The sequence below is a fragment of the Streptomyces sp. NPDC040432 genome (genome assembly GCF_055595445.1).
The window spans coordinates 67,294-87,628 of the sequence record NZ_JBVIVP010000013.1 but is presented as its reverse complement, the minus strand read 5'-3'; the positions used below and the strand labels follow the sequence as shown (position 1 = coordinate 87,628).

20 protein-coding genes and 1 riboswitch are annotated in these 20,335 nt (G+C 75.0%); of the genes, 11 read left to right on the top strand and 9 right to left on the bottom strand.

Annotated features, from left to right (window positions below):
• Window positions 1-15: 15 nt before the first annotated feature.
• Window positions 16-507, top strand: a complete 492-nt coding sequence (locus ACZ58N_RS24895) for a DUF5709 domain-containing protein (protein WP_471164017.1) — start codon at window positions 16-18, stop codon at window positions 505-507.
• Window positions 508-564: 57 nt separating this feature from the next.
• Here the strand turns inward: ACZ58N_RS24895 and glgX are convergent, their stop codons facing one another.
• Both glgX and ACZ58N_RS24885 read right to left on the bottom strand, forming a co-directional pair.
• The gene (gene glgX / locus ACZ58N_RS24890) at window positions 565-2,688 is read right to left on the bottom strand and encodes a glycogen debranching protein GlgX (RefSeq protein WP_471163821.1); all 2,124 of its coding nucleotides are present in this window, start codon (window positions 2,686-2,688) and stop codon (window positions 565-567) included.
• A gap of 141 nt (window positions 2,689-2,829) precedes the next feature.
• The gene (locus tag ACZ58N_RS24885) at window positions 2,830-3,603 is read right to left on the bottom strand and encodes a type 1 glutamine amidotransferase domain-containing protein (RefSeq protein WP_471163819.1); all 774 of its coding nucleotides are present in this window, start codon (window positions 3,601-3,603) and stop codon (window positions 2,830-2,832) included.
• Window positions 3,604-3,827: 224 nt separating this feature from the next.
• On the opposite strand from ACZ58N_RS24885, the gene ACZ58N_RS24880 reads away from it, so the two are divergent.
• The 4 genes from ACZ58N_RS24880 to ACZ58N_RS24865 all read left to right on the top strand — a co-directional run bounded on the left by ACZ58N_RS24880 (window position 3,828) and on the right by ACZ58N_RS24865 (window position 6,692).
• A complete protein-coding gene (locus ACZ58N_RS24880; protein ID WP_471163817.1) occupies window positions 3,828-4,889 on the top strand; it encodes an AraC family transcriptional regulator in 1,062 nt (353 codons plus the stop codon).
• Between the two features lie 21 nt (window positions 4,890-4,910).
• Window positions 4,911-4,974: riboswitch (guanidine-III (ykkC-III) riboswitch) on the top strand.
• Window positions 4,975-5,048: 74 nt separating this feature from the next.
• Window positions 5,049-5,288, top strand: coding sequence for an OsmC family protein (locus tag ACZ58N_RS24875; protein ID WP_471163814.1), 240 nt, complete (start codon window positions 5,049-5,051; stop codon window positions 5,286-5,288).
• On the top strand, window positions 5,275-5,718 hold the full coding sequence (locus ACZ58N_RS24870) for a hypothetical protein (RefSeq protein ID WP_471163812.1): 444 nt from the start codon (window positions 5,275-5,277) through the stop codon (window positions 5,716-5,718). The genes ACZ58N_RS24875 and ACZ58N_RS24870 overlap by 14 nt, the downstream gene beginning before the upstream one ends.
• A 107-nt stretch (window positions 5,719-5,825) precedes the next feature.
• Window positions 5,826-6,692, top strand: a complete 867-nt coding sequence (locus ACZ58N_RS24865) for a S1 family peptidase (protein ID WP_471163810.1) — start codon at window positions 5,826-5,828, stop codon at window positions 6,690-6,692.
• Between the two features lie 130 nt (window positions 6,693-6,822).
• Here the strand turns inward: ACZ58N_RS24865 and ACZ58N_RS24860 are convergent, their stop codons facing one another.
• Together ACZ58N_RS24860 and ACZ58N_RS24855 are read right to left on the bottom strand one after the other, a co-directional pair.
• On the bottom strand, window positions 6,823-7,611 hold the full coding sequence (locus ACZ58N_RS24860; RefSeq protein ID WP_471163807.1) for a VOC family protein: 789 nt from the start codon (window positions 7,609-7,611) through the stop codon (window positions 6,823-6,825).
• 140 nt (window positions 7,612-7,751) lie between these two features.
• The gene (locus tag ACZ58N_RS24855; protein WP_471163805.1) at window positions 7,752-8,108 is read right to left on the bottom strand and encodes an STAS domain-containing protein; all 357 of its coding nucleotides are present in this window, start codon (window positions 8,106-8,108) and stop codon (window positions 7,752-7,754) included.
• 174 nt (window positions 8,109-8,282) lie between these two features.
• Here ACZ58N_RS24855 and ACZ58N_RS24850 point away from each other — a divergent pair, with 174 nt between their 5' ends.
• On the top strand, window positions 8,283-8,594 hold the full coding sequence (locus tag ACZ58N_RS24850; protein ID WP_471163802.1) for a hypothetical protein: 312 nt from the start codon (window positions 8,283-8,285) through the stop codon (window positions 8,592-8,594).
• 28 nt (window positions 8,595-8,622) lie between these two features.
• Here the strand turns inward: ACZ58N_RS24850 and ACZ58N_RS24845 are convergent, their stop codons facing one another.
• On the bottom strand, window positions 8,623-9,828 hold the full coding sequence (locus tag ACZ58N_RS24845; protein ID WP_471163801.1) for a spore photoproduct lyase family protein: 1,206 nt from the start codon (window positions 9,826-9,828) through the stop codon (window positions 8,623-8,625).
• Window positions 9,829-10,084: 256 nt separating this feature from the next.
• Here ACZ58N_RS24845 and ACZ58N_RS24840 point away from each other — a divergent pair, with 256 nt between their 5' ends.
• Window positions 10,085-10,441 carry a hypothetical protein gene (locus ACZ58N_RS24840; protein WP_471163799.1) on the top strand — a complete coding sequence of 119 codons (357 nt, stop codon included), beginning with the start codon at window positions 10,085-10,087 and terminating at the stop codon, window positions 10,439-10,441.
• Between the two features lie 19 nt (window positions 10,442-10,460).
• Here the strand turns inward: ACZ58N_RS24840 and ACZ58N_RS24835 are convergent, their stop codons facing one another.
• Window positions 10,461-10,931 (bottom strand): flavodoxin family protein, encoded by a 471-nt coding sequence (locus ACZ58N_RS24835; RefSeq protein WP_471163797.1) that lies wholly within the window; start codon window positions 10,929-10,931, stop codon window positions 10,461-10,463.
• A gap of 191 nt (window positions 10,932-11,122) precedes the next feature.
• Here ACZ58N_RS24835 and ACZ58N_RS24830 point away from each other — a divergent pair, with 191 nt between their 5' ends.
• From ACZ58N_RS24830 to ACZ58N_RS24820, 3 genes are read left to right on the top strand one after another with little or no spacing between them, the layout of a single operon-like run.
• The gene (locus tag ACZ58N_RS24830) at window positions 11,123-13,045 is read left to right on the top strand and encodes a bifunctional phosphatase PAP2/diacylglycerol kinase family protein (RefSeq protein WP_471163794.1); all 1,923 of its coding nucleotides are present in this window, start codon (window positions 11,123-11,125) and stop codon (window positions 13,043-13,045) included.
• Between the two features lie 51 nt (window positions 13,046-13,096).
• Window positions 13,097-14,050 (top strand): YihY/virulence factor BrkB family protein, encoded by a 954-nt coding sequence (locus ACZ58N_RS24825; protein WP_471163792.1) that lies wholly within the window; start codon window positions 13,097-13,099, stop codon window positions 14,048-14,050.
• Window positions 14,051-14,105: 55 nt separating this feature from the next.
• Complete coding sequence (locus ACZ58N_RS24820; RefSeq protein ID WP_471163790.1) at window positions 14,106-14,957, top strand: phosphatase PAP2 family protein; 852 nt, start codon at window positions 14,106-14,108, stop codon at window positions 14,955-14,957.
• A gap of 24 nt (window positions 14,958-14,981) precedes the next feature.
• Here ACZ58N_RS24820 and ACZ58N_RS24815 read toward each other — a convergent pair whose 3' ends face one another.
• The gene (locus ACZ58N_RS24815) at window positions 14,982-15,413 is read right to left on the bottom strand and encodes an ATP-binding protein (RefSeq protein WP_471164015.1); all 432 of its coding nucleotides are present in this window, start codon (window positions 15,411-15,413) and stop codon (window positions 14,982-14,984) included.
• 545 nt (window positions 15,414-15,958) lie between these two features.
• Here ACZ58N_RS24815 and ACZ58N_RS24810 point away from each other — a divergent pair.
• The gene (locus ACZ58N_RS24810) at window positions 15,959-16,573 is read left to right on the top strand and encodes a response regulator transcription factor (RefSeq protein WP_471163787.1); all 615 of its coding nucleotides are present in this window, start codon (window positions 15,959-15,961) and stop codon (window positions 16,571-16,573) included.
• A gap of 67 nt (window positions 16,574-16,640) precedes the next feature.
• On the opposite strand, the gene ACZ58N_RS24805 is transcribed toward ACZ58N_RS24810, so the two are convergent.
• Entirely contained in the window at window positions 16,641-18,443 is a 1,803-nt protein-coding gene (locus ACZ58N_RS24805) for an ATP-binding cassette domain-containing protein (RefSeq protein WP_471163785.1), read from the bottom strand.
• Window positions 18,440-20,278, bottom strand: a complete 1,839-nt coding sequence (locus tag ACZ58N_RS24800) for an ATP-binding cassette domain-containing protein (protein ID WP_471163782.1) — start codon at window positions 20,276-20,278, stop codon at window positions 18,440-18,442. Before ACZ58N_RS24800 ends, ACZ58N_RS24805 begins: the two co-directional genes overlap by 4 nt.
• Window positions 20,279-20,335: the final 57 nt, after the last annotated feature.

Below are 20,335 nucleotides of genomic sequence, written 5' to 3'. Positions count from 1 at the left end.
GGATGCGTGAGTGCCATGAGCGACGGGCAACAGATGGCGGACGACGTGTACCAGCCGACGGGCGACAACGAGGACCAGGCGGACGCCGCACCGCTCGACCTGCAGAACGCCGTGGGGGAGCGGACGTACGACGACATGCTGGACGAGGGCTACTCACCGCCGGAGAAGCCACTGGGCGTGACGAAGTACGGGACGACCGCCGCCGAGCAGCGCGAGGGCGAGTCCCTCGACCGGCGGCTGTCCCAGGAGGTGCCCGAGACGGGCCAGGATCCGGGCGACGGGCTGGGAGACCTGCCCGGAGGCGACGGAGAACTGTGGGACGAGGAGACCGGCACGGTGCGCGCGGGCCGTCTGACCGCTCCGGACGAGGGCGCGCACCCCAACACCACCGGCGAACTCCTCGCGCGGGATCACGGCATCGACGGCGGCGCGGCCGGCGCGGAGGAGGCCGCCATGCACGTCATCGACGTGCCGGCGGACGAGCCGGACGACGGTGCGTACGCGTAGGGACGCGGGCGGTACCGGGGGCCGGCCCCGCCCGCGCCCACCGCGCCGCGCCCGTGGTCAGGGCCTCCTGGCGGGGCGGCGCAGGACCCGCATGCTGCGGGCGGTCAGGACGGTCGTCGCCGTCGCCTTGACCTCCGTCTCGTCCTGCGCGTCGTCGCCGTCGAGGGCCGTGTCGAGGGCCACCGTCCAGGTCTCCCCGTAGGCGGCGGGCGGGAGCCGGAAGGACGCGTCCTCGTCCGAGGCGTTGAACATCAGCAGCAGCGAGTCCGGTCGCGCGGCGGCCCCGTCGCCGCCGTCCGCGGTGAGGTTGTCCCCGCAGAGGTAGACGCCGACGCGGCGGGCGTCGGACCGGTCCCAGTCCTCCGGGGTCATGCTCGTGCCGTCCTGGCCGAGCCAGACGATGTCGGCGACCGGAGCGGCGGCGTCCGTGGGGGCGCCCTGCGGGAAGCGCCGACGGCGCAGGACGGGCTGCGCGCGGCGCAGGGCCAGGGCCCTGCGGGTGAAGGCGAGCAGTTCGGAGTGCTCCGCGCCGAGGTCCCAGTCCACCCAGGCGAGTTCGTTGTCCTGGCAGTAGACGTTGTTGTTGCCGTCCTGCGTGCGGCCCAGTTCGTCCCCGTGGGCGAGCATGGGCACGCCCAGGGACAGACAGAGGGTCGCCATCATGTTGCGTTGCTGCCGCGCCCGCAGGAGGCGGATCCCCTCGTCGTCGCTGGGGCCCTCCGCACCACAGTTCCACGAGCGGTTGTCGGCGTCGCCGTCGCGGCCGTCCTCGCCGTTGGCCTCGTTGTGCCGGTCGTTGTAGGAAACCAGGTCGCGCAGGGTGAAACCGTCGTGCGCGGTGATGAAGTTGATGCCGGCCCGGGGGCGCCTGCGGTCGGACTGGTACAGGTCGGCGGAGCCCGCGATGCGGGCGGCGAACTCCGGCAGCGAGGCTTCGTCCCCCCGCCAGAAGGAGCGGACGGCATCGCGGTAGCGCCCGTTCCACTCGCTCCACAGGGCGGGGAAGTTGCCGACCTGGTAGCCGCCCTCCCCGATGTCCCAGGGCTCGGCGATGAGCTTGACCCGGCTGATGACCGGATCCTGGTGGACGATGTCGAAGAAGGCCGAGAGCTTGTCGACGTCGTGGAACTGGCGGGCCAGGGTGGCCGCGAGGTCGAACCTGAACCCGTCCACGTGCATCTCGGTGACCCAGTACCGGAGCGAGTCCATGATCAGCTGGAGGACGGCGGGGTGCCGCATCAGCAGGCTGTTTCCGGTACCGGTGGTGTCGAAGTAGTGCGCGGGGCTGTCGTCGACCAGGCGGTAGTAGGAGGGGTTGTCGATCCCCCGGAACGACAGGGTGGGACCTTGCTCGTTGCCCTCGGCCGTGTGGTTGTAGACCACGTCGAGAATGACCTCGATGCCCGCCCGGTGCAGCTCCTTGACCATGGACTTGAACTCGTCGACCTGGCCGCCGACGCTCCCTCCGGCCGCGTAGGCGTGGTGCGGGGCGAAGAAGCCGATGGTGTTGTAGCCCCAGTAGTTCGACAGGCCCCGGTCGGTGAGGAAACCGTCCTGGGTGAACTGGTGCACCGGCATGAGTTCGATGGCGGTGACGCCGAGCGCCAGCAGGTGTTGGACGACGGCCGGGTGCGCGACCCCGGCGTACGTGCCCCGCAGTTCCTCGGGCACCTCCGGGTGGCGGAAGGTCAGCCCCTTCACGTGCGCCTCGTAGATGACCGAGTCGTGGAACGCGTGGCCCGGAGGGCGGTCCCCCTCCCAGTCGAACTCCCCGCCCGTCACGACGCCGAGCGGGACGTGCCCCAGGCTGTCGCGGTCGTCCGGACGGCCCGGGTCGGTGTCGCAGTGCCCGCTCAGGGAGGGGTCGCCGTCGATCTGGCCGTCGATCGCCCGCGCGTAGGGGTCGAGCAGCAGCTTGGCCGGATTGCACCGCAGGCCCTCGTCGGGGCTCCAGGGTCCGTGGACGCGGTAGCCGTACCGCTGTCCGGGGCCGACGTCGGCCACCCGGCCGTGCCACACGCCCCCGTCCACCTCCGGGAGCGCGATCCGGTGCTCGCCGCCGTCCTCACCGATCAGGCAGAGCTCCACCTTCTCGGCGCAGTCGGAGAAGAGGGCGAAGTTCGTCCCCGAGCCGTCGTGGGTGGCGCCGAGGGGGTACGGACGTCCTGCGGAGATATCCATGAACGAAGATAAGCACGGGACACGAGCGGGTGCTCGGGTCGGATTCGGCCGAACGTGACCGCGCGGCCCCACCGCCGGGCCGCGCGGGTACGACAGCGGGCGAGGGGGCCGGCCCACCGGTGCCCGGGGCACGGGCGGCACTCAACCGGTCGGGCGCGCCGCCCCGGCCGCGTGGGCGCGGACCAGGGACAGGTAGTCCGCGGCCAGGCGGTGGCAGTCCCCGGGCCACCGCGCGGAGACGTAGTTGCCGTCCGTGACGGTGAAGCCGCGTCCGGTGCGGGCGGCGGTGTCACGGACGGGCAGGGGCGGACCGGCGCGGAAGTGGGTCGGATCGGCGAGCGCCGCGGTGACCTCCTGCTGCACGGTGGTGCGGTAGGTGCGGTAGTAGCGTCCCAGCCAGAGCCGGGTGAGGTTCCAGCCGGTCAACTCCAGCAAGGACGTCAGCGCGGTCGTCCGCCGACCGTGGAGGACCGAGCGTCCGGTGGCGGGATCCTCGGCCCGGGCGGCGAGCAGGACGCCGTGGCACACGGCGCCCACGGGCAGCCCCCGGGTGAAGATCCGGGCGAACAACCGCTGTGCGGTGGCGTCGTCGAGCAGCGTCCGCATCCCCGCCGCGTGACCGCCCGGTACGAACAGGCCCGTGACGGCGTCCGGATCGATCTCCCCGTACGAGGCGGGGGAGCGGAACCAGGGGTCCTCGGTGAGGCGCCGGTAGGCGGCCAGTTCGGCGCGACGGGTCATCAGCCAGGGCGAGAGCCAGGAGAAGCCGAGGTCCGTGAGCCGGGGGTCGGCGAGGGCGACCTCCCCACCGGGGGTCGCGAACCGCACCTCGAAGCCGGCGTCCCGCAGCGCGGCCCAGGGCACGGCGGCCTCGGTCGGGTCGTAGTCGCCTGCGGGGAGCAGGAAGAGAATCACGGCGTACTCCTCTGAGCGGCGGGGATCGGGCCGGCGCGCGTCCCGGGCTCCCGGGCTCCGGAGCCCGGGAGGGGCCACTGATCCCCCCCGGTGGTCCGGAGCCGACCCTAGAGGTGCTCCGCCGCCCCGTCATTGACCCGCGAGGCCAATCCGTTGACCCTCCCGACCGGCTCCGCCCCCCGAGGGTGTTGACGGGGCTGGTGCGCCCGCATTGACTGGCGGTCGTGTCCACCAGCGAGCCGCCCTCCGTCACCGCGAGCTACGCCCTCTCCGTCCTCGGCGCCCCGTCGGACGGCGCCGGGGGATCCGCCGCCTGGGCGCTGCCCACGGACCGGCTGGAGTTCGGTGAGATGCGCGCCCTGTGGGACGAGGTGCTCGGCGCCCCGGGTGCCGGACCGCACACCGGGCTCCTCGTGGGCGACCGCATCCGGCCCGAAGGCCTGCACATCCTGGGGCACCTCGTCCTCACCTGCGCCGGCCTGGCCGATGCCGCGCTGGCGGCCGAGCGCTACCACCCCCTGGTGAGCCAGGCGGGCACGGTGACCCTGCACCGGGGCCCCGGCCACAGCCGGATCCGCTACCGACCGAACGTCGCCCCGACGGCCATGCACCCGCAACAGGTGGAGGCCGTCATCAGCAGCATGGTGCGGGCCGCCCGATGGATCGCCGGCGACGACTGGGCGCCCTTGGCGGTGTCGTTCGCCCATCCCCTCGTCGGCGCGGCCGAACCGTACGCCCGCGTCCTCGGCTGCCCCGTCGCCTTCGACGCTGAGGAGAACGCGATCACGGTGGGCAACGCGGACCTCGACCGGCGCCGCCCCCTGTACGACCCGGCCCTCAACGCGCTGCACCGGGCCTACGCCGACCGGCTCCTGGACGGGCTGTCCGCAGAGGTCACCACGGCCGGGAGGGTGCGCCGGTGGCTGGAGCGCGCCGTGCTCGCGGACGTCGGCCCCGAGGGGCCCGCCCAGGAGCTGAACCTCAGTGTCCGGACGCTGCGCAGGGCCCTCGGGGCGGAGGGCACGTCCTGGCGCGAGCTCCTCGACGCCGCCCGCCACGCCCGCGCCAGGCGACTGCTGGAGACCACGACCCTGTCCTTGGACCGGATCGCCCCGCTGGTCGGCCTGAGCGGCGCGACGGCCCTCGTGCGCGCCTTCACCCGCTGGGAGGGCATGCCTCCCGGGGCATACCGCGGCCGGCACCGGCCCGCGCCGCCGGCGGGCGGGGCCGTGGCCGGCGGGCCGGTGGCGGGTGAGGAAGGTCACCGTCGGCCCGTCCCCGGGTGACGTCCGCCGTTGCCAGATTTTCCGGCGGCCGGATCCACGGCCCCGGACGAGACGCGCCGTACCCGGTTACGCACGACGACGCGCGAGGTGCCGCACGAGCGGCGCCATCCGCCGTCCGCACCCGGGCGGCTTCCTCGTCGAGCAGATGGGCCCCACGCCATGGCCGTGCCACTCACCGGCACCCTGTACGAAACGACCGCGCACGCCGTCGGAGGCCCCGCCGGCCACGGTCTCGCGGTGGCCCTCACGGTGAGCCTTCCCGGCTGGGCGGCGGCGGACCTCCAGCCCCTGCTGCACCGGGCCGACGTGGTCTGCCCGTACTCGCAGGCGGGGCGCGGCAACGTACCGCTGACGCTGCCGGCCGTGGACGCCGACGCCGCCAACCATGACCGGCACTGACCCGGCCGGCCGGCCTGCGGTGGGTCCCGGCGTCCCGCCGCCCGAGCGCGGTGCCTGGCTCCGGCGCGGCATCAGCCGCGACGGCGGACCCCTCGTCGAGGACCGCGAAGTGGTGTGGTTGCAGGTCGGCCGGTACTACGCCGACAGCCGTGGCTTCGCCGGCACGACCTCCTTCGACGGCGAGCGGGTGCGCTTCCACCACCTCACGGGCGAGCCCGGCGAGGACACCGGCACCCTCCGGCGGGACGGCGCCGACCTCGTCGAACGGGGCACCAACCCGGACGGCAGCACCTTCCTGGAGATCTGGACGCCCCTGCCCGGCGCCGAAGGGGCCACCGGCTCCTGGTCGGGCCCGGACCACCACGTGGTGCGGGTCGGTCGGCACGTGGTGCACGTCGATTCGCGTGCGGGGACGTACTGGCGGCTGTGACCCTCCTACGGCGCGCGGAGGTGTAGCGCGGCGAGGACGGGGAACAGGAAACGCGACCGGAAGCACTTGGTCCGATTGCCCACCGCCCCCGCGCGAAAGTTCCCGTCATGGCTGGTTCCGCCCCACTGCACGCCCGACACCGCCGGCAGGCCGCCCGGTCCCTTCCGGGACGCCGCCTGCTGAACCGGGCGGTGGCCGTGGGGGCGGTCGCCGCCCTGTACACGGCGGCGACGGGGACCGGGGCCCAGGCGATCGTCCGCGGAACGGACTCCTCGGAGCCCTACCCGTTCATGGTGGCGATCCCCATGACGCCCGGGGACGGCGAGGGCTCCCTCGACGCCATGTGCGGAGGGGCCCTCATCGCTCCGCAGTGGGTGGTGACGGCCGGACACTGCGCGCAGGACGTGATGCCCGCGCACCCCAGCGGGACCGTCCGCGTCGGCAGTGACCACCGGAACGCCGGGGGCACCGTCCGCAAGATCGTCGGCAAGTTCGTCCACCCCGGTTTCGACTCCTCCGGCGACAAGCGCTCGAACGACGACATCGCCCTCCTGAAACTGGACCGCCCCGTCCGCGAGCAGCCGGTCCGCATCGCCGGCCGCGCCCCCGCGGTCGGCGCGGACACCCGGGTGATCGGCTTCGGCACCGTGGTCGACGACCCCGAGCCCGGGCGGTGGGTGTTCCCCGACCGCCTCCAGGAACTGGACACGCGCCGCACCGCCACGACCGACTGCATGGACATCAACGGCAAGGGCGAACTCTGCACCAGCAGCCGGGTCCGCGGCGCCATGGCCTGCTCCGGGGACTCCGGTGGCCCGCAGGTCCAGCGCGTCGCGGGACGCTGGGAACTGGTCGGCGTGACCTCCGGCGACGGCGACTACGCCGTCGACCCGCACTGTGGGAGCGGTCCCGGCATCTGGACGTCGGTGTCCGCGTACAAGGACTGGATCAACCGGACCATCGCCACCCACTGACCGCCCCCGCCGCGCCCCGGCCCGTCGGTCGGCGTCGCCGGTTTCCACCACGACTCCCGGCGGGCCGTCGTGGCGGCGGACCGGCGGGCAGCGGGAGCCGCGGCGGACCCGTACCGGCGTCCCGCGCGGCTCAGGTGCCCGCGCCCCGCGGGGCGACGACGGTGAAGGGCGCCCCGTCGGGATCGACGAGGACGACCCGGCGGCTCGTGGGGGAGTTCTCGACCGGAGAGGCGGTCCTGCCGCCCATCCGGTCGGCGGCTTCCATCGCCGCCTCCAGGTCGGGCACCCGGAAGTGGACGTGCCAGCGGGGACGGACCTCGGGGTCCGGCGCCGCTTCCAGTGCGCCGCCGCGGATCCGGGCGATGGTGTCACGCCCGTGCCGCAGCACGACGTGGTCGTGCTCGTAGGACACGACGCAGCAACCGGGCAGCTCACCCGCCCAGTCGAGGACCTCCCCGTAGAAGATCGCGGCGGCGAACGCGTCGCGCGTCCGCAGTTCGAGCCAGGCCGGGGCGCTGCCGCGTCCCACGGACCAGTCGGGGACGACGACCCCCTCCCAGATCCCGAAGACGGCTCCGGCCGGATCGGCGGCCAGCCCCGCCCGCCCCGTCCCGAAGGGCAGGGGGCCGACGGCCATGGTGGCGCCCCGCTCGCGGATCCTGGACGCGGTGACGTCGGCGTCCTGGACGGCGAAGTACGGCGTCCATGCCGCCGGTACGTCGAAGACGTCGGTGACGGCGCCGATGCCCGCGACGGGGGCGCCGTCCCGGAACGCCACGGCGAAGTCGTCCCCGAAGGGGTTGGGCCGGATCTCCCAGCCGAGCACGGCCGTGTAGAAGCGCCGAGCGGAGTCGGGGTCCCGGACGAGCAGGCTGACCCAGCAGGGCGCCCCCGGAATGTCGTGACTCGATGTCGACACGTTGACCAGCCTCATCTGCCGCGCACGGGGGGGACGGACAGTCCCACACTAGCCCCGGCGACCTCCCGTGCCCGCGAACCCCGGCCGATGGGCCGGGGTTCGCGGGCACGGGAGGTGTCGGCCCCTTGACGGGGCCGGGACTACGCGGCGGCGCCGAGCGTGGTGGTGACGGCCTCGACGGCCTGCGGCAGGGTGGCGTGGACGTACGGCGCGTGCGCCCCGACGCCGATGGTCAGTGCGCGCCGCGCCTCGGGGCCCGGGGCGACCACGGCCAGGGGCACGCCCGCGTCGGCGCAGGTCCGGTGGGCCCGCACGACGGTGCTCACGACCGCGGGGCTCACCCCGGTACCGGACAGCTCCAGGACGACGGGTGCCGCACGGTGGGCCGTCAGGAGGTCCTCGATCTCCCAGGCCGCCGCGGCACGGCTGCCGATGTCGAGGTCCGACCGCAGACGGATGATCAGCACGCCACTGTCGGTCACCTTGCTGGGCAGCACGGGCACTCCTTCTCTACGCCAACCACACCTTGTGAGCACCGCGTGCCCGTCCGTGGTGTTTGTATGCGCGCACGGAAGGGATCCGTGGGGCGCCGGCGCTCGCGACGGGCGGGGTCCGCCTCGCGCCGACGGTTCGGGAGGATTGATGTCGGCGGCCGGGGGCAGTCGCCCCCGGTGACCCGGAAACAGCCGCCGCCCCTCACCCCCGACGGACACCACGTCGTCATCGGCGGCCGCCGATGGCGTGCCACCGACCCGGCCGTGCCCGAGGAAATCGGTGCCCGCCTGCGGGTCCACCTGATGGCGGCGCGCCGGGCGGTGGGCGCCGCTCGGCGCGCCGAGGACCCCGGGGCGGAGCGCGCCGCCCGGGACCGGGTGCGGATCGCGAAGGTGGCGCTCGGGGAACGCGGCACCCCGTGGTGGGAGCAGGGCGAGGCGGAGCGCGCGACCCGGTGGCGGGAAGGCCTGGCGGAGCTCGACGCCTGACGGGGCGGTGTGCGGGGCGCCGGCGGCGTCAGAACGCGTAACGGATCCGCAGCCACGGGGCGTGGGCTGCCACCAGACGCCGTACGGTCTCGACGGCCTCGGCCTTGGTGTCGTTGCGGTAGCGGACGTTCCAGCTGCCGTTCTCGGAACGCTTGGCCTGCTGGATGTCGGGCCGCCACAGGGCGTCCTCCGCCCGGGGGTGCCAGCCCAGGTTCAGTTCGTGCAGGTCCCGGTTGTGCGTCAGCATGATCACCTCGGCCGCCGCCTGCCGCTTGACCGCCTGCGGCAGGACGTCGTCCAGGTGCCGCAGGAGCAGGCTCCAGTCCTCCTCCCACCCCGGCCGGACGACCACGGGCGACAGGTTGAAGTGGACCTCGTACCCGGCCTCCAGGAAATCGGCGGCGGCCGCGATCCGCTGCTCCACGGGGCTGGTGCGGATGTCGAGCAGCCGGGAGTCGCGCGGCGGCATCACGGAGAACCGCACCCGGGTGCGGCCGCGAGGGTCGAGGAGCAGCAGGTCGGGGTTGACATACTTGGTGGCGAACGAGGCCTTCGCCGTGGGCCGGTGCGCGAAGGCGCGCACCAGGTCCGCGACGTTCTCGCTGATCAGCGCGTCCACCGAGCAGTCGCCGTTCTCGCCGATGTCGTAGACCCACGCGCTCGGGTCGCACTGGGTGGGCTCCCGCTTCGGCCCCTGGCGGGTGATGTGCCGGTCGAGGTGGGCGATGATCCGCTCGATGTTGGTGAAGACGGTGATCGGGTTGGCGTAGCCCTTGCGCCGCGGTACGTAGCAGTAGGCGCAGGCCATCGCGCAGCCGTTCGACGGGCCGGGGGCGATCCAGTCGGCGGATCGGCCGTTGGGGCGTGTGGCGAGGGTCTTCTTCTCGCCCAGGACGAGGACCTCGCTCTTGACGCGGACCCAGCGTTCGAGGTTGCCGGCGTTGCCGTGGAGTTCCGGGATCCGCCAGTGCGAGTCGACGTCGATCATCCGGGCGTCCGGGTAGCGGGCCAGGATCTCCCGGCCGCGGGGCGACGCGGCGGCTGCGGGCTCCGCGTGGATCTCCCGGACGGACAGCAGCCTGCGGGCGGCCGGGGAGTCCCGGTGGAGCGGCCCGTACGCGGTGCGTCCGCCGCCCCCGCCGGACGGGCCGAGCGCGGGACCGGACCGCAGCTCCTCCAGGCCGAAGAGGGCGTCCGCGTCACCGTCGGACGCCGCGACCGCACTGTCGCCCATGACCGCACCCCGGTTCTCGCGCCATCGGTCCCGCGGCGGGGCGCTGCGGGTGACGGCGAGCCTCCCACTGTAGGCGCCGGGAGGGCCACTACTTCCTGCGGGCGGACAACCGCGGCGCCCACCGCCGCGCCGCGGCCGGACGGCCACCTCGACGGCGGGGCGACGCACTGATCCGTACGAGTGACAGCGGCGTCCCCGGACCACGACCCCGGGCGGCGGACGGCTCGCGCGGCCGAAATTGGGCATGCGCCAGGTCATGACCGGACAACAGCAGCAGGAACACACGCGGACCGTCCCCGCTCCCCGTACCCAGCCCGAGGCGGGCGTGCGCCTGGTCGGCTTCGTCACCGCCGGGCCGGGCGGTGCGATGACCGACGAGGTCGGTGTCATCACCGGCGAACTGACCCTCGCCACCGAGGACGACGGCGCGGGCAGTGCCGCGCTGACCGTCCAGTACACGGGGGCGTGGGAGTGGTACACCCTCACCGGCAGCCCCGTACCGCTCCCGGAAGCCGGCCTGGCGGCCCTCCACGAGGCGGCGCTGACCGCGCTCCGGGCCGGCGGCGGCGCGGAGGCCCCCGATCCGTTGTCGGGATCACGTCCCGAACGCTGAGGGGGGACCCGCCCCCCGGTCAGGACGCCGGCTCCCTCCCGTCGCGCAGCCGCTCGGCGAACGTCCGCGCGGCGCTCAGGTCGCCGGCGTCCGGACGCCGCTTGTTGATGCCGCCGACGATCCTGAACGGGGCCCAGGTGTCGAACGCGCGGCACGAGAAGCTCCCCTCCACCTCGAACCCCTTGGCTTCGAGGCGCCGGACCAGGGGGCGGGTGAAGGGGGCCGGGGGCAGCTCGGGGAGCCCGCTGGTGGCGAACACGAACGCCCGGCCCCGCGAGGCGGGCAGCGTCGTCACGAGTTCGGTCAGTCGGGGGTGGAGCCTGCCGAGGAAGACGCCCGAGCCGAACCCCACGAGGTCGGCGGCGGCCAACTGCCCCACGTCGACCTCCTCGGGGGTGACGACCCGCGCGCCCAACACCCGGGCCATGGCGTCGGCGACGCGGCGCGTATTGCCGTGTGACACGGAGACGCACACGATGACGGCCTTCATCCTGGTGATCCCTTCGCTCGCTTCGTGGGGCGATCCGAATGAGGGACAGCGGAGCGGCGACGGACGTGACACCGGCCGGTTGTGACGGCGGTCACATCGGGGCCGCCCGGTCGTGAACGCCGCGGCGGCCCCGGCCACGGTCCGTGACACCCCGCGCGCATCAACGGGCCGTCACGGGCAACAAGGTCGCCATGACGACGGAAAGCGGCACCGCCGCGAGACGCACCCGGCTCCTGTGGCTCGTACCGGCCCAGTTCGCCGCGATGGTGGCACTGGGCCTGTTCGTGACCGGGGCGCCGGTGGCCCGGCGGCTGCTGCCGATGGAGGACCGCGTCACGGACGCGTTCGCCGCGCACCGGACCCCGTGGGCGGACTCCGTCACGGAGTGGCTGTCGATCATCGCCTCGACGGAGGGGATCGTCGGCGTGACGCTGCTCTGCGTCGTCGCCCTGTTGGTGCTGCCCGGCACCCCGCGGTGGGCGGACGCCGTCTTCCTGGGTGCTTCGGTCGCCGTGCAGTCGGCGGTCTTCCTGGCCGTGACGATGTGCGTGGAACGCCCCCGCCCGGACGTGCCCCGCCTGGACGGCGCGCCGCCCACGTCGAGCTTCCCGTCCGGCCACGTCGGGGCCTCCGTCGCCCTGTTCGGAGGGCTCGCGGTGCTGGTGTGGACCCGGGTCCGCGGACCGTGGAGGTACGTCGCGGCGACGGTCCTGGCGCTCGTCCCGCCGGCGGTCGGGGTGTCCCGGATGTACCGGGGCATGCACCACCCGTCCGACGTGGTGGGCGGCCTGCTCAACGGCGTCGCCACGCTGCTCGTCGTGGGCGCGGTGTTCCTGGCCGGCCGCACCCGTGACGCCGACGAAGGCCCGAGGGACGGCTCGGACACGGTCCTCCCGGCGGTGCCCGGACCGACCGCCGACGGGCCGGCCGACCCCTTCGACCGCGCCGACCCCTTCGTCCCCGCCGACCCCTTCGACCGGGCCGTCCCGGAAGCCCGGGACGGCGGGCGTCGCGGCGGGACGGTCGGGGGAGCTGCGGGACGGACGGCGGTCGTGGTCCGCCATCCGCACGGCTGCGGCGACGACCTGGCCGAGCAGGTGCGGCTCGACCTCCGACGCCACGGGTACACGGAGCAGCGGTGGACGCACACCTCCGTCGAACAGCCCTGCGGGACCCTGCCCGAGGAGTGCGCCGAGCCCGGAGTGGACCTGGTAGTCGTCTGCGGCGGGGACGGCACGGTCCGGGCCTGCGCCGACGTCGTGGCGGGCACCGGCGTCCCGCTCGCGCTGGTGCCCTGCGGGACGGGCAACCTCCTCGCCCGCAACCTGGACCTCCCCCTGGATCCGCGGGACGCCCTCGAAGGGGCCCTCACCGGCGGTGACTTCCCGATCGACGTGGGACGGGTGCGCGGCGACGGCCTCCCGTCGACGCGGTTCACCGTGATGACGGGCGCCGGCTTCGACGCCGCCACCGTCGGAGACACCTCGCCCGCCCTCAAGGCCCGCCTCGGATGGGTGGCCTACGTGCTGTCCGGTGCCCGCCACCTGGCGGACCCCGGCATGCGGCTGTCCCTACGGCTGGACGATGGCGGCGTCCGGCGCCGCCGGGCGCGGATGGTCGTCATCGGCAACGTCGGGGCCCTCCAGGGCGGCCTCGAACTCCTGCCCCGGGCACGGCCGGACAGCGGAATGCTGGAGGTGGTGCTCTTCGACCCCCGGGGCGCCGCGGGCTGGCTCGCCGCAGCCGGGCACCTGGCCTCCCGGGTCGTCCGCGGGGGCGCTTCCGCGGACGGCGGGTCCGCCCCCGCGCCGGCCGGCCGCCGGACCGCGGCCGGCGGGTCCCTGGAGTACTTCAGCGCCCGGCGGATCGAGATCCGCTTCGCCGGGGCGCAGCCCCGGGAGGTCGACGGCGACACCATGGCCGACGGTTCCCGACTCCTCGCCGAGGTGGAACCGGGCGCCCTGCGCGTCCGCCTGCCCGGGACCCCGGGGACGGTCGCGCACGACCGCGCGGCGCACGCCGCACCCGACGCCCGTGACGTGCACGCCGCGCACGAGCGCACCGTCCAAGAAGAGCGCGGCGCGCCCGCCCGCCCCCGCCCCACCCACCACTGAACCCGCCCTCCCCGTCGCTCCGCGCGCCGGGACCACACAGTCAGGAAGCCGATGGGAACCGCGACCCGGGTACCGCAGAGACGCGACGTGGTGGGCGAGGAACTGTCCGGGGACGAGGCCTGGGCCGCCCTGCGCCGCTACGGGGGATGGAGCCTGGCCCGCGACTCCTTCGTGCGCTTCCGCTACGCGGACGGCTTCAGCCACTCGCGTGCCCTCGCCCTCCAGACCGTCCTGTCCATCGTGCCGATGGCCATCGCCGCCATCGGTCTGTCCAGCGTTCTGCACACCGAGGACATCGGCCGGGTGGCCGAGCTGACGATCGGACGGATCACCAGCGGACCCAGCCGGGAGGTGGTGGACGAGGCCCTGCGCGAGAGCCGACGCCACGCCGGGGACGGCGGCCAGCTCGCGCTCTGGCTGGGCCTGCTCTTCTCCCTCGTCAACGTCACCACGAGCCTGTGCCAGGTCGAGCGCGGCGCCAACCGGATATACGGCAACGAACGCGACCGGCCCTTCCTGCGCAAGTACGCCCGCGGTGTCGTCATGGCCGTCCTCGCCGGCCTCCCCCTCGGCCTGAGCTTCGTCCTCACCGTCCTCGGCGCCGACCTCACCCACGCCTTCGCCGAGGTCTACCACCTCGGGCCCACCACCATCCGCGCCTGGGACGTCCTGCGCTGGCCGGTCGGCGTGCTGCTGGCCGTGCTGGCCACCAGCGCGATCTTCCGCCTCGCCCCCCGTCGCGACCAGCCGGGCTACACCTGGCTGGCCTTCGGCGCCGTCGTGTACCTCCTGCTGTGGATCACGGCGACCTGGGCGTTGAGCCTGTACGTCGGCGCCAGCAGCACCTTCACCAGCGTGTACGGGCCCCTCAGCGCTCTCGTGTCGCTGCTGCTGTGGTCCTACCTGACCTCCATGGCCCTGTTCCTGGGTCTCTCCTTCTCCGCCCAACTGGAAGCCGTACGGGCCGGTGTGCGCGAGCCCGTAGCGCAGGACCCCGGAGTCTGACCCGGCGCGCCCGCCCGTTCCCGTCCGAACGCCCCCGATCGAAAGTCGCGTACCCATGGCACAGCGCCCGCCCCGCCCCGGACCCGACCCCCGCTCCCGACGTCACGCGGTCCGCGCGTTCCTGACCGGACGTTCCGGTCCCGACGCGGCCTTCGGCACGAGGCTCGTGCTGACGGTGGCCGCGACCGTCGTCGTGAGCGTGCCGTTCGTCCTCGCCCTGGTGCTCGTCGAATCCCGCTGGCCGCCGCTGTACCGCCTCGACCGGGACACCGCCGAACGACTCCACCGGGCCGCCCTGGAGAACCCGGACCGGGTGCGGGTGCTGGAGTTCCTCACCGGCGTGCTGTGGGACCCGGTGACCATGCGGTTGCTCGTGGCCCTGCTGGTGATCTGGCTGCTGCGGCGCCGTGCGTGGCGCCTGGCGGCCTGGGCCGCCGTCACCGCCACGGCCGGCGCCCTCATCGGGTTCCTCACCAAGAACGTCGTGGAACGCGCGCGCCCGCACCTGCCCGACCCCGTCTCCCACGCGCCCGGCTTCTCCTTCCCCTCCGGGCACGCCATGACGGCCATGGTCTCCTGCGCGGTGCTGCTCCTCGTCCTGCTCCCGCTGGTGCCGCCCGCCTGGCGTTTCCTCCCGTGGGCGCTGGCGGTGACGAGCGTCCTCGGGGTCGGCTACACCCGGGTCGCGCTCGGCGTGCACTGGGTCAGTGACGTCGTGGGGGGTTGGCTCCTCGGGCTCGTGGTGGTCACCGCCACGACGCTGGTCTTCGAGGCGTGGCGGGCCGACGCGGGACGCCGCCGTACCGCCGTCGCGGAGGGCCTGGAGCCCGAGATCAGGACGGCCGAACCGGAGCCGGCCCTCGGTACGTCCCCCGGGCCGGGATCCGAGGACGGACCGAGGGGCTGACCTCGGGCCCGGGGCGCGGGAGGCTCACGCCTCCGGGCCGGGGCCCGCCCCGGAGTGCGGGGCGGGCGTGAGCCGGGGGTGGAAGCAGGCGGTGATGGTCTTGCCGCCGTGGAAGGAATGGGCGTCCCAGGCGTCGGCCAGGGCGTCGATGATGGCGAGCCCCCGCCCGGAGGTCGCCTCCCGGGAGGCATCGCGCGCGGCGGGCAGGCTCGGGTCGCTGTCGGCCACGCTGACGTGCAGGCACTGCCCGTCCCACGTCAGCACCAACCGGGCGCTGCTGTGCGCGTGGACGTGCGCGTTGGTGACGAGTTCCGAAACCGTCAGCAGGACGGAGTGGGCCGTGTCCGGGGCATCGGCCGTCCACCGCAGGGAGTCCAAGTGCTCGCCGGTCCACCGGCGGGCCTCGCGCACCCCTCTGTGCACCGGGAAGGACCTGGCCCACCCCTTCGCACGCATGGACACCGCGCTCACCTCGCTTCCGCTCGTGTCTGATGCCGACCCGGGCGGGCCGGTACCCGGCTCAGAACCGGCTCGCCCGGTGGCGGGCACGATGGCCGCCCTTGCGGTGGACGAGCAGCAGGGCCAGCACCATGGGGGCGATCAGCAGGGCCATCGTCGTCATGGGTGTTTCCTCTCCTCGTGGTCCGTCGCTCCATGTCCGTGTGGCCGCTGAGCGTCGTCCGAAACCCGACTCCCGACCACGGCACCCCGGTTGGCCCCGCCGCACGGCGCGCCACGCCTCGCCGCCTCCCGCGCCCGGCGGGCGGATCCCGCCGAATGCGCGCGGAATCAGCCCGTCCGGATGTCGGCGGGTCGAGGGCCCGGGCGGCGCTTCCCGGACACCCGCCGAGGTGGGACGGCCATCGGTCGCCCGGGGGTGGGACCGGGGAGCGCCCGGCTTCGGCCACGCGCCCCCGTACGCCTCCCGTCGGGACGTTCCCCCATGGCGGTAGCTGGGCAGCCGGTTGGTGCTGATCGCTCGTCACACGAGGGGAACCCCGATGACCAAGGTCCTGGTGCTGCACAGCGTGTGCCTGGTGAGGTCCGCCCTGGCCGCGCTTCTGAGATCCGAAGGCGACTTCGACGTCACCTCCTCCGGCTGGCGCGCCGCCGCGCGTCAGGCGGAGTTCTTACGACCCGACGTGGCGGTCGTGGACTTCGACTGTCCGGAGGTGTCGGCGGCCCTCCTCGCCGACACCGACACCGACGCCGGCCGTCTGCTGCCCCACTGTCCCGCACCCCTGCTCGTACTCGCCCGGGCCGACATGCCCGGCACGCTGGGCCGCGCCTTCCGGACGCGGGCACTCGGCTACGTCGACAAGGACGGGTCGCCCGACCGGCTGGTCCGGGCCATCGGAAAGGTCGCCGCGGGGGAACGCTTCATCGACGCCACGCTCGCCTCCGCCTTCATGGAGGCCGACCCCATGCCGCTCAGTCCGCGCGAGCTGAGCGTCCTGGCCCGGGCCGCCGAGGGCGACTCGGTGGCGGAGATCGCCCGCGCGCTGCACCTCGCCAGCGGAACCGTGCGCAACTACATGGCCGCCGTGACACGCAAGACCGGCGCCCGCAACCGGATCGATGCCATCCGGATATCCCGGCGGGCCGGCTGGGTCTGAGCCACCGGCCCGACCTCCCCACCCCGCACCTCGACGGCGGACGGGCGATCGCCCCGCCGTGCGCGCCTCACCCGCGCGCGTTCCACAGGCCCACCAGATCCCGGTACAGGGGCGACCTGGCCGGGAGCTCCGCATGCGTGCCGCACACCGCCCGGGTCCCGTCGAGGACGAGGACCCGGTCGGCCCTGACGGCGGAGGAGATCCGGTGCGCGACCACCACCAGGGTGCCGGGGCGCTCGGCGAGCGCCCGCTCGGCTCGTTCCTCCGTCCGGGGGTCGAGGTGGCAGGTCGCCTCGTCGAGCAACAGCAGCGGAGCGGGGGAGAGGTAGGCCGCGGTGAGGGCCAGGTGCTGGCGCTCGCCCTGCGAGAGCCGGCCCGGGTCGACGACCGCGTCCAGCCCGCCGAGCCGGGCCACGAGCCCGTCCGCGCCGAGGGCGGCCGCGGCCCGCTCCACCCGTGCCCCGGACACCCGATCGGGGCACAGATGGGTCAGGTTCTCCCGGACCGTGCCCGTGAACACGTAGGCCTGTTGGGGCAGCAGCGTCCGGCGGACGTCGGGGCCGGACCCCGGGGCGCCCCGCGCGGGCGCCCCCGCGACCCGTACGGTGCCGCCGCCCGGTGGCAACAGTCCGGCGATCAGCGCGGTGAGGGTGGACTTGCCGATGCCGCTCGGCCCCACCACGGCCAGGTGCTCGCCGGACCCGACCAGCAGGTCGAGGCCGTCGATCACCGGCTCCGCCCGGGGGCCGTAGGCGAAGCGGACCCGACGCAACTCCACGGCCGGCGGCGCGGGTGCCGCCCCGGATACGGGCGCGGGCGCGGGCGCGGGCGCGGGAACGGGGACGGCCGTGGGCGCGGGTGGCGGGGTGGGCGTCACCGTTCCCGGGGGCCGCTGCGCAGGCCCCGGTTCCGGGTCGCAGAACCGGTCCAGTACCACCAGCAGCCGGGTGCCCGCCGCGCCCAGGGCCGTCATCAGCGCGTCCAGGGCCGGGAGCAGCGACTGGACGAGATAGGTGAGCGCCCCGGCCACCGCGCCCGTGCTCACACCACGCCCCAGCAACCAGGGCGTCGCGGCGAGCAGCACCACGACGGGCAGCCGACCCGCGACGCCCAGGGCCAGCGTGCGCAGGGCGGTCCACCGTGCGAGCCGGACGGTGAGCCGCTCCTGCTCGGCGATCAGCTGCTCCACACCGGCTCCGGCGCTCGTGGCGCCGCCGCACGCGACGACGTCGCGCAGCCCCGACGCCAGCTCGGCGGCGCGCGCGGACAGGGCCTCGTCGGCGTCGAGCGCCGCCCGCTGCACGCGCGCCATCGGGTGCAGCGTGGCCAGGAAGCCGGCCGTGCCCAGGAGCAGGGCGGGCAGTACGAGGACCAGCAGGACGGGAGCGAGGGCGGCCAGCCCGAGCAGTGCGCCCAGGGCGGTGAACACGAACGACCGGGCGACCAGGACGAGTCCGGCGAAGGAGTCCCGGGCCATCTCGGTCTGCTGCGTGAGGCGGGAGACCGCGCCCGCGTCACCGGCCCGCCCGGGATCGGCCACGGCCCGCCCCAGCGCCTGGCGCACCGAGCGCCGCACCAGACCGTCCCGCAGCGGTTCGACCAGGTCCGCGAGCCCACCGAACACGCCCCGCAGGGCGAGCGCGCCGAGCAGGGCTCCCGCACCGGCCACGGCCAGCCAGCCGATGCCCGCACCGGTGCGGCCGGCGAGGAAACCGTCGTCGAGGGCGCGGGCCACCGCGTACCCGCCGAGGAAGGTGTGCGCGGACTCCAGCAGGGACCAGAGCGCGAGCCTGCGCAGCGAGCGGGGCCGTTCGCGCAGGAAGCGGCGGCCCTCGCGGGACACGCGCCGCCACGTTCCGTACTCGCTCACCGGACCGCCTCCCGGCCGGGCGGCTCCTGCACGCCCCACCGCGCGACACCGTCGGTCGGCCCGGAGGCGGGCTCGTCGGCACGTCCCGGCGCCGGCGCCGCGACGTCCTCCGTGCCGTCGCCGAACACCGCCCGGTAGGCGGGGTCCCGCCACAGCTCCGCGTGCGGACCGGTCGCCCGGACCCGTCCCGCGTCGAGCCATACGACGAGGTCGGCGCGGGCGGCCGAGGAGATGCGGTGGGCGACGACCAGACGGGTGCCCGGCCGGACGTCCACGGCCAGGGCCCGCTCCACCTCCCGGGCGGTGAGCGTGTCCAGGCTCGATGTCGCGTCGTCCAGGACGAGGAGTCGCCCCGCGCGGCAGAACGCCCGTGCCAGCCCGAGGCGTTGCAGCTCTCCACCGGACATCGGCGCCCCGGCGAGCGCCGTCGCGTACCCGTTCGGCAGGCGGCGCACGAAGGCGTCGGCGCCGGCCGCCCGCGCGGCGGCGCGCACGGCCTCCTGGTCCGGTGCGGGGCCGCCGCCGAACGCGAGCGCGCCCGCGACGTCCGCGCCGAAGAGCGCCGGCCGTTCGAAGGCGTGGCCGACCTCCCGGCGCAGTTCCGCCGGGGACAGCTCGTCCAGCGGTACGCCGTCGAGCAGTACCCGACCTCCGTCGCAGTCGGTGAGCCGGCCCGCCGCGGCGGCCAGCGTCGTCTTGCCGGAGCCCGAGCGGCCGACGACGGCCACGGTCGTCCCGCCGGGGATGCGCAGGTCGATGTCGTGCAGGATCACGGCGCCCGCACGCACCACGCGCACCCCGCGCAGTTCCAGCGCGCCCGGTCCACCTTCCGGCAACCGGCGCGTTCCGTACGGTAGTTCGGGCAGTTCGAAGAGGGCCGCCGTGCGGCGGGCAGCGGCCCGGCCGCGGACCACGGCCGACAGTCGGCCCGTCACCGCGCCGGCCCCGGCCGCCAGGCCCGCGTAGCGGACCGCCGCCAGGAGCCCGCCGACCCCGAGCGCGCCGTCCGCGAGGCGGACCCCGCCGACCCCGAGGACCACGTACAGCAGCAGCGGCATGAGGGCGCTCGTGCGGGCCACGGTCGAACCGTAGATCCGCCACGTCCGCCGTCCCTCGGCGTCGAGCTCCGGCAACCGGGCCAGCACCCGGGCCTGTTCCCGCTCGGAGGTGCCGGCGGCGGCGATCGTACGGGCGCCCGCGAGGGCCTCCACGAGGCGGCCGGCCAGGGCGAGCTGCACCTCCTGGTAACGGCTGACGCTGGCACCGGAATCGCGGGCGAAGGCACGCAACAGCAGGACGAGCAGCGGAAGCCCGACGAGGAAGGCCAACCCGGTCCACACGTCCACCAGGAACAGGGCCACCAGTCCACCGACCGGGGGCAGCAGGGCCACGGCCGCGCCGACGACGGCCGCCGGTACACCGCCGGCGGTGGTCGCGTGCGAGGTCAGCCTGGCGGAGAGTTCACCGGGGGAGTGGCGGGCGGCGTGGTGCGGGGCGGTGCGCAGCAGGCGGGCGAGGCCCGTCCGGCGCAGCCAGGCGGTGGAGCGGGCGTCGACGCCGCCGCCCAGCCGGGCCGTGGCGGCGTCGAGGAGGACCTCGGCAGTGATCACCGCCGCACACCACGCGGTCCACCGGGCACCGGCGGGGTCCTGCCGCAGCAGCAGGTCGAGGGTGTGGCCGAGGACGGCCGGTTCGGCCAGGGCCGCCGCGGCGGCGCCCACCGAGCAGGCGGCGCCGGCGGCGAGCCGGCCGGCGCTGTGGCGCGCGGCCGCCCGCAGGGCCCTGTCGGCGCCGCGGGCGGCCGCCGCCTCACCTACGGGATCGGGCGCGGTCATGGGCGGCGGCTCCAGGGGTGTGGTGCGGGCCCGGGCGGTGAACCGCCCGGGCCCGGA

Bases quoted from the DNA above. Each gene is read 5' to 3' on its own strand.
- ACZ58N_RS24825 (WP_471163792.1), top strand. From the start codon at position 13,097: ATGGGAACCGCGACCCGGGTACCGCAGAGACGCGACGTGGTGGGCGAG.
- ACZ58N_RS24840 (WP_471163799.1), top strand. From the start codon at position 10,085: ATGACCGGACAACAGCAGCAGGAACACACGCGGACCGTCCCCGCTCCC.
- ACZ58N_RS24870 (WP_471163812.1), top strand. From the start codon at position 5,275: ATGACCGGCACTGACCCGGCCGGCCGGCCTGCGGTGGGTCCCGGCGTC.
- ACZ58N_RS24845 (WP_471163801.1), bottom strand. From the start codon at position 9,828: ATGGGCGACAGTGCGGTCGCGGCGTCCGACGGTGACGCGGACGCCCTC.
- ACZ58N_RS24815 (WP_471164015.1), bottom strand. From the start codon at position 15,413: ATGCGTGCGAAGGGGTGGGCCAGGTCCTTCCCGGTGCACAGAGGGGTG.
- ACZ58N_RS24800 (WP_471163782.1), bottom strand. From the start codon at position 20,278: ATGACCGCGCCCGATCCCGTAGGTGAGGCGGCGGCCGCCCGCGGCGCC.
- ACZ58N_RS24865 (WP_471163810.1), top strand. From the start codon at position 5,826: ATGGCTGGTTCCGCCCCACTGCACGCCCGACACCGCCGGCAGGCCGCC.
- ACZ58N_RS24895 (WP_471164017.1), top strand. From the start codon at position 16: ATGAGCGACGGGCAACAGATGGCGGACGACGTGTACCAGCCGACGGGC.
- ACZ58N_RS24810 (WP_471163787.1), top strand. From the start codon at position 15,959: ATGACCAAGGTCCTGGTGCTGCACAGCGTGTGCCTGGTGAGGTCCGCC.
- ACZ58N_RS24830 (WP_471163794.1), top strand. From the start codon at position 11,123: ATGACGACGGAAAGCGGCACCGCCGCGAGACGCACCCGGCTCCTGTGG.
- ACZ58N_RS24835 (WP_471163797.1), bottom strand. From the start codon at position 10,931: ATGAAGGCCGTCATCGTGTGCGTCTCCGTGTCACACGGCAATACGCGC.
- glgX (WP_471163821.1), bottom strand. From the start codon at position 2,688: ATGGATATCTCCGCAGGACGTCCGTACCCCCTCGGCGCCACCCACGAC.
- ACZ58N_RS24820 (WP_471163790.1), top strand. From the start codon at position 14,106: ATGGCACAGCGCCCGCCCCGCCCCGGACCCGACCCCCGCTCCCGACGT.
- ACZ58N_RS24875 (WP_471163814.1), top strand. From the start codon at position 5,049: ATGGCCGTGCCACTCACCGGCACCCTGTACGAAACGACCGCGCACGCC.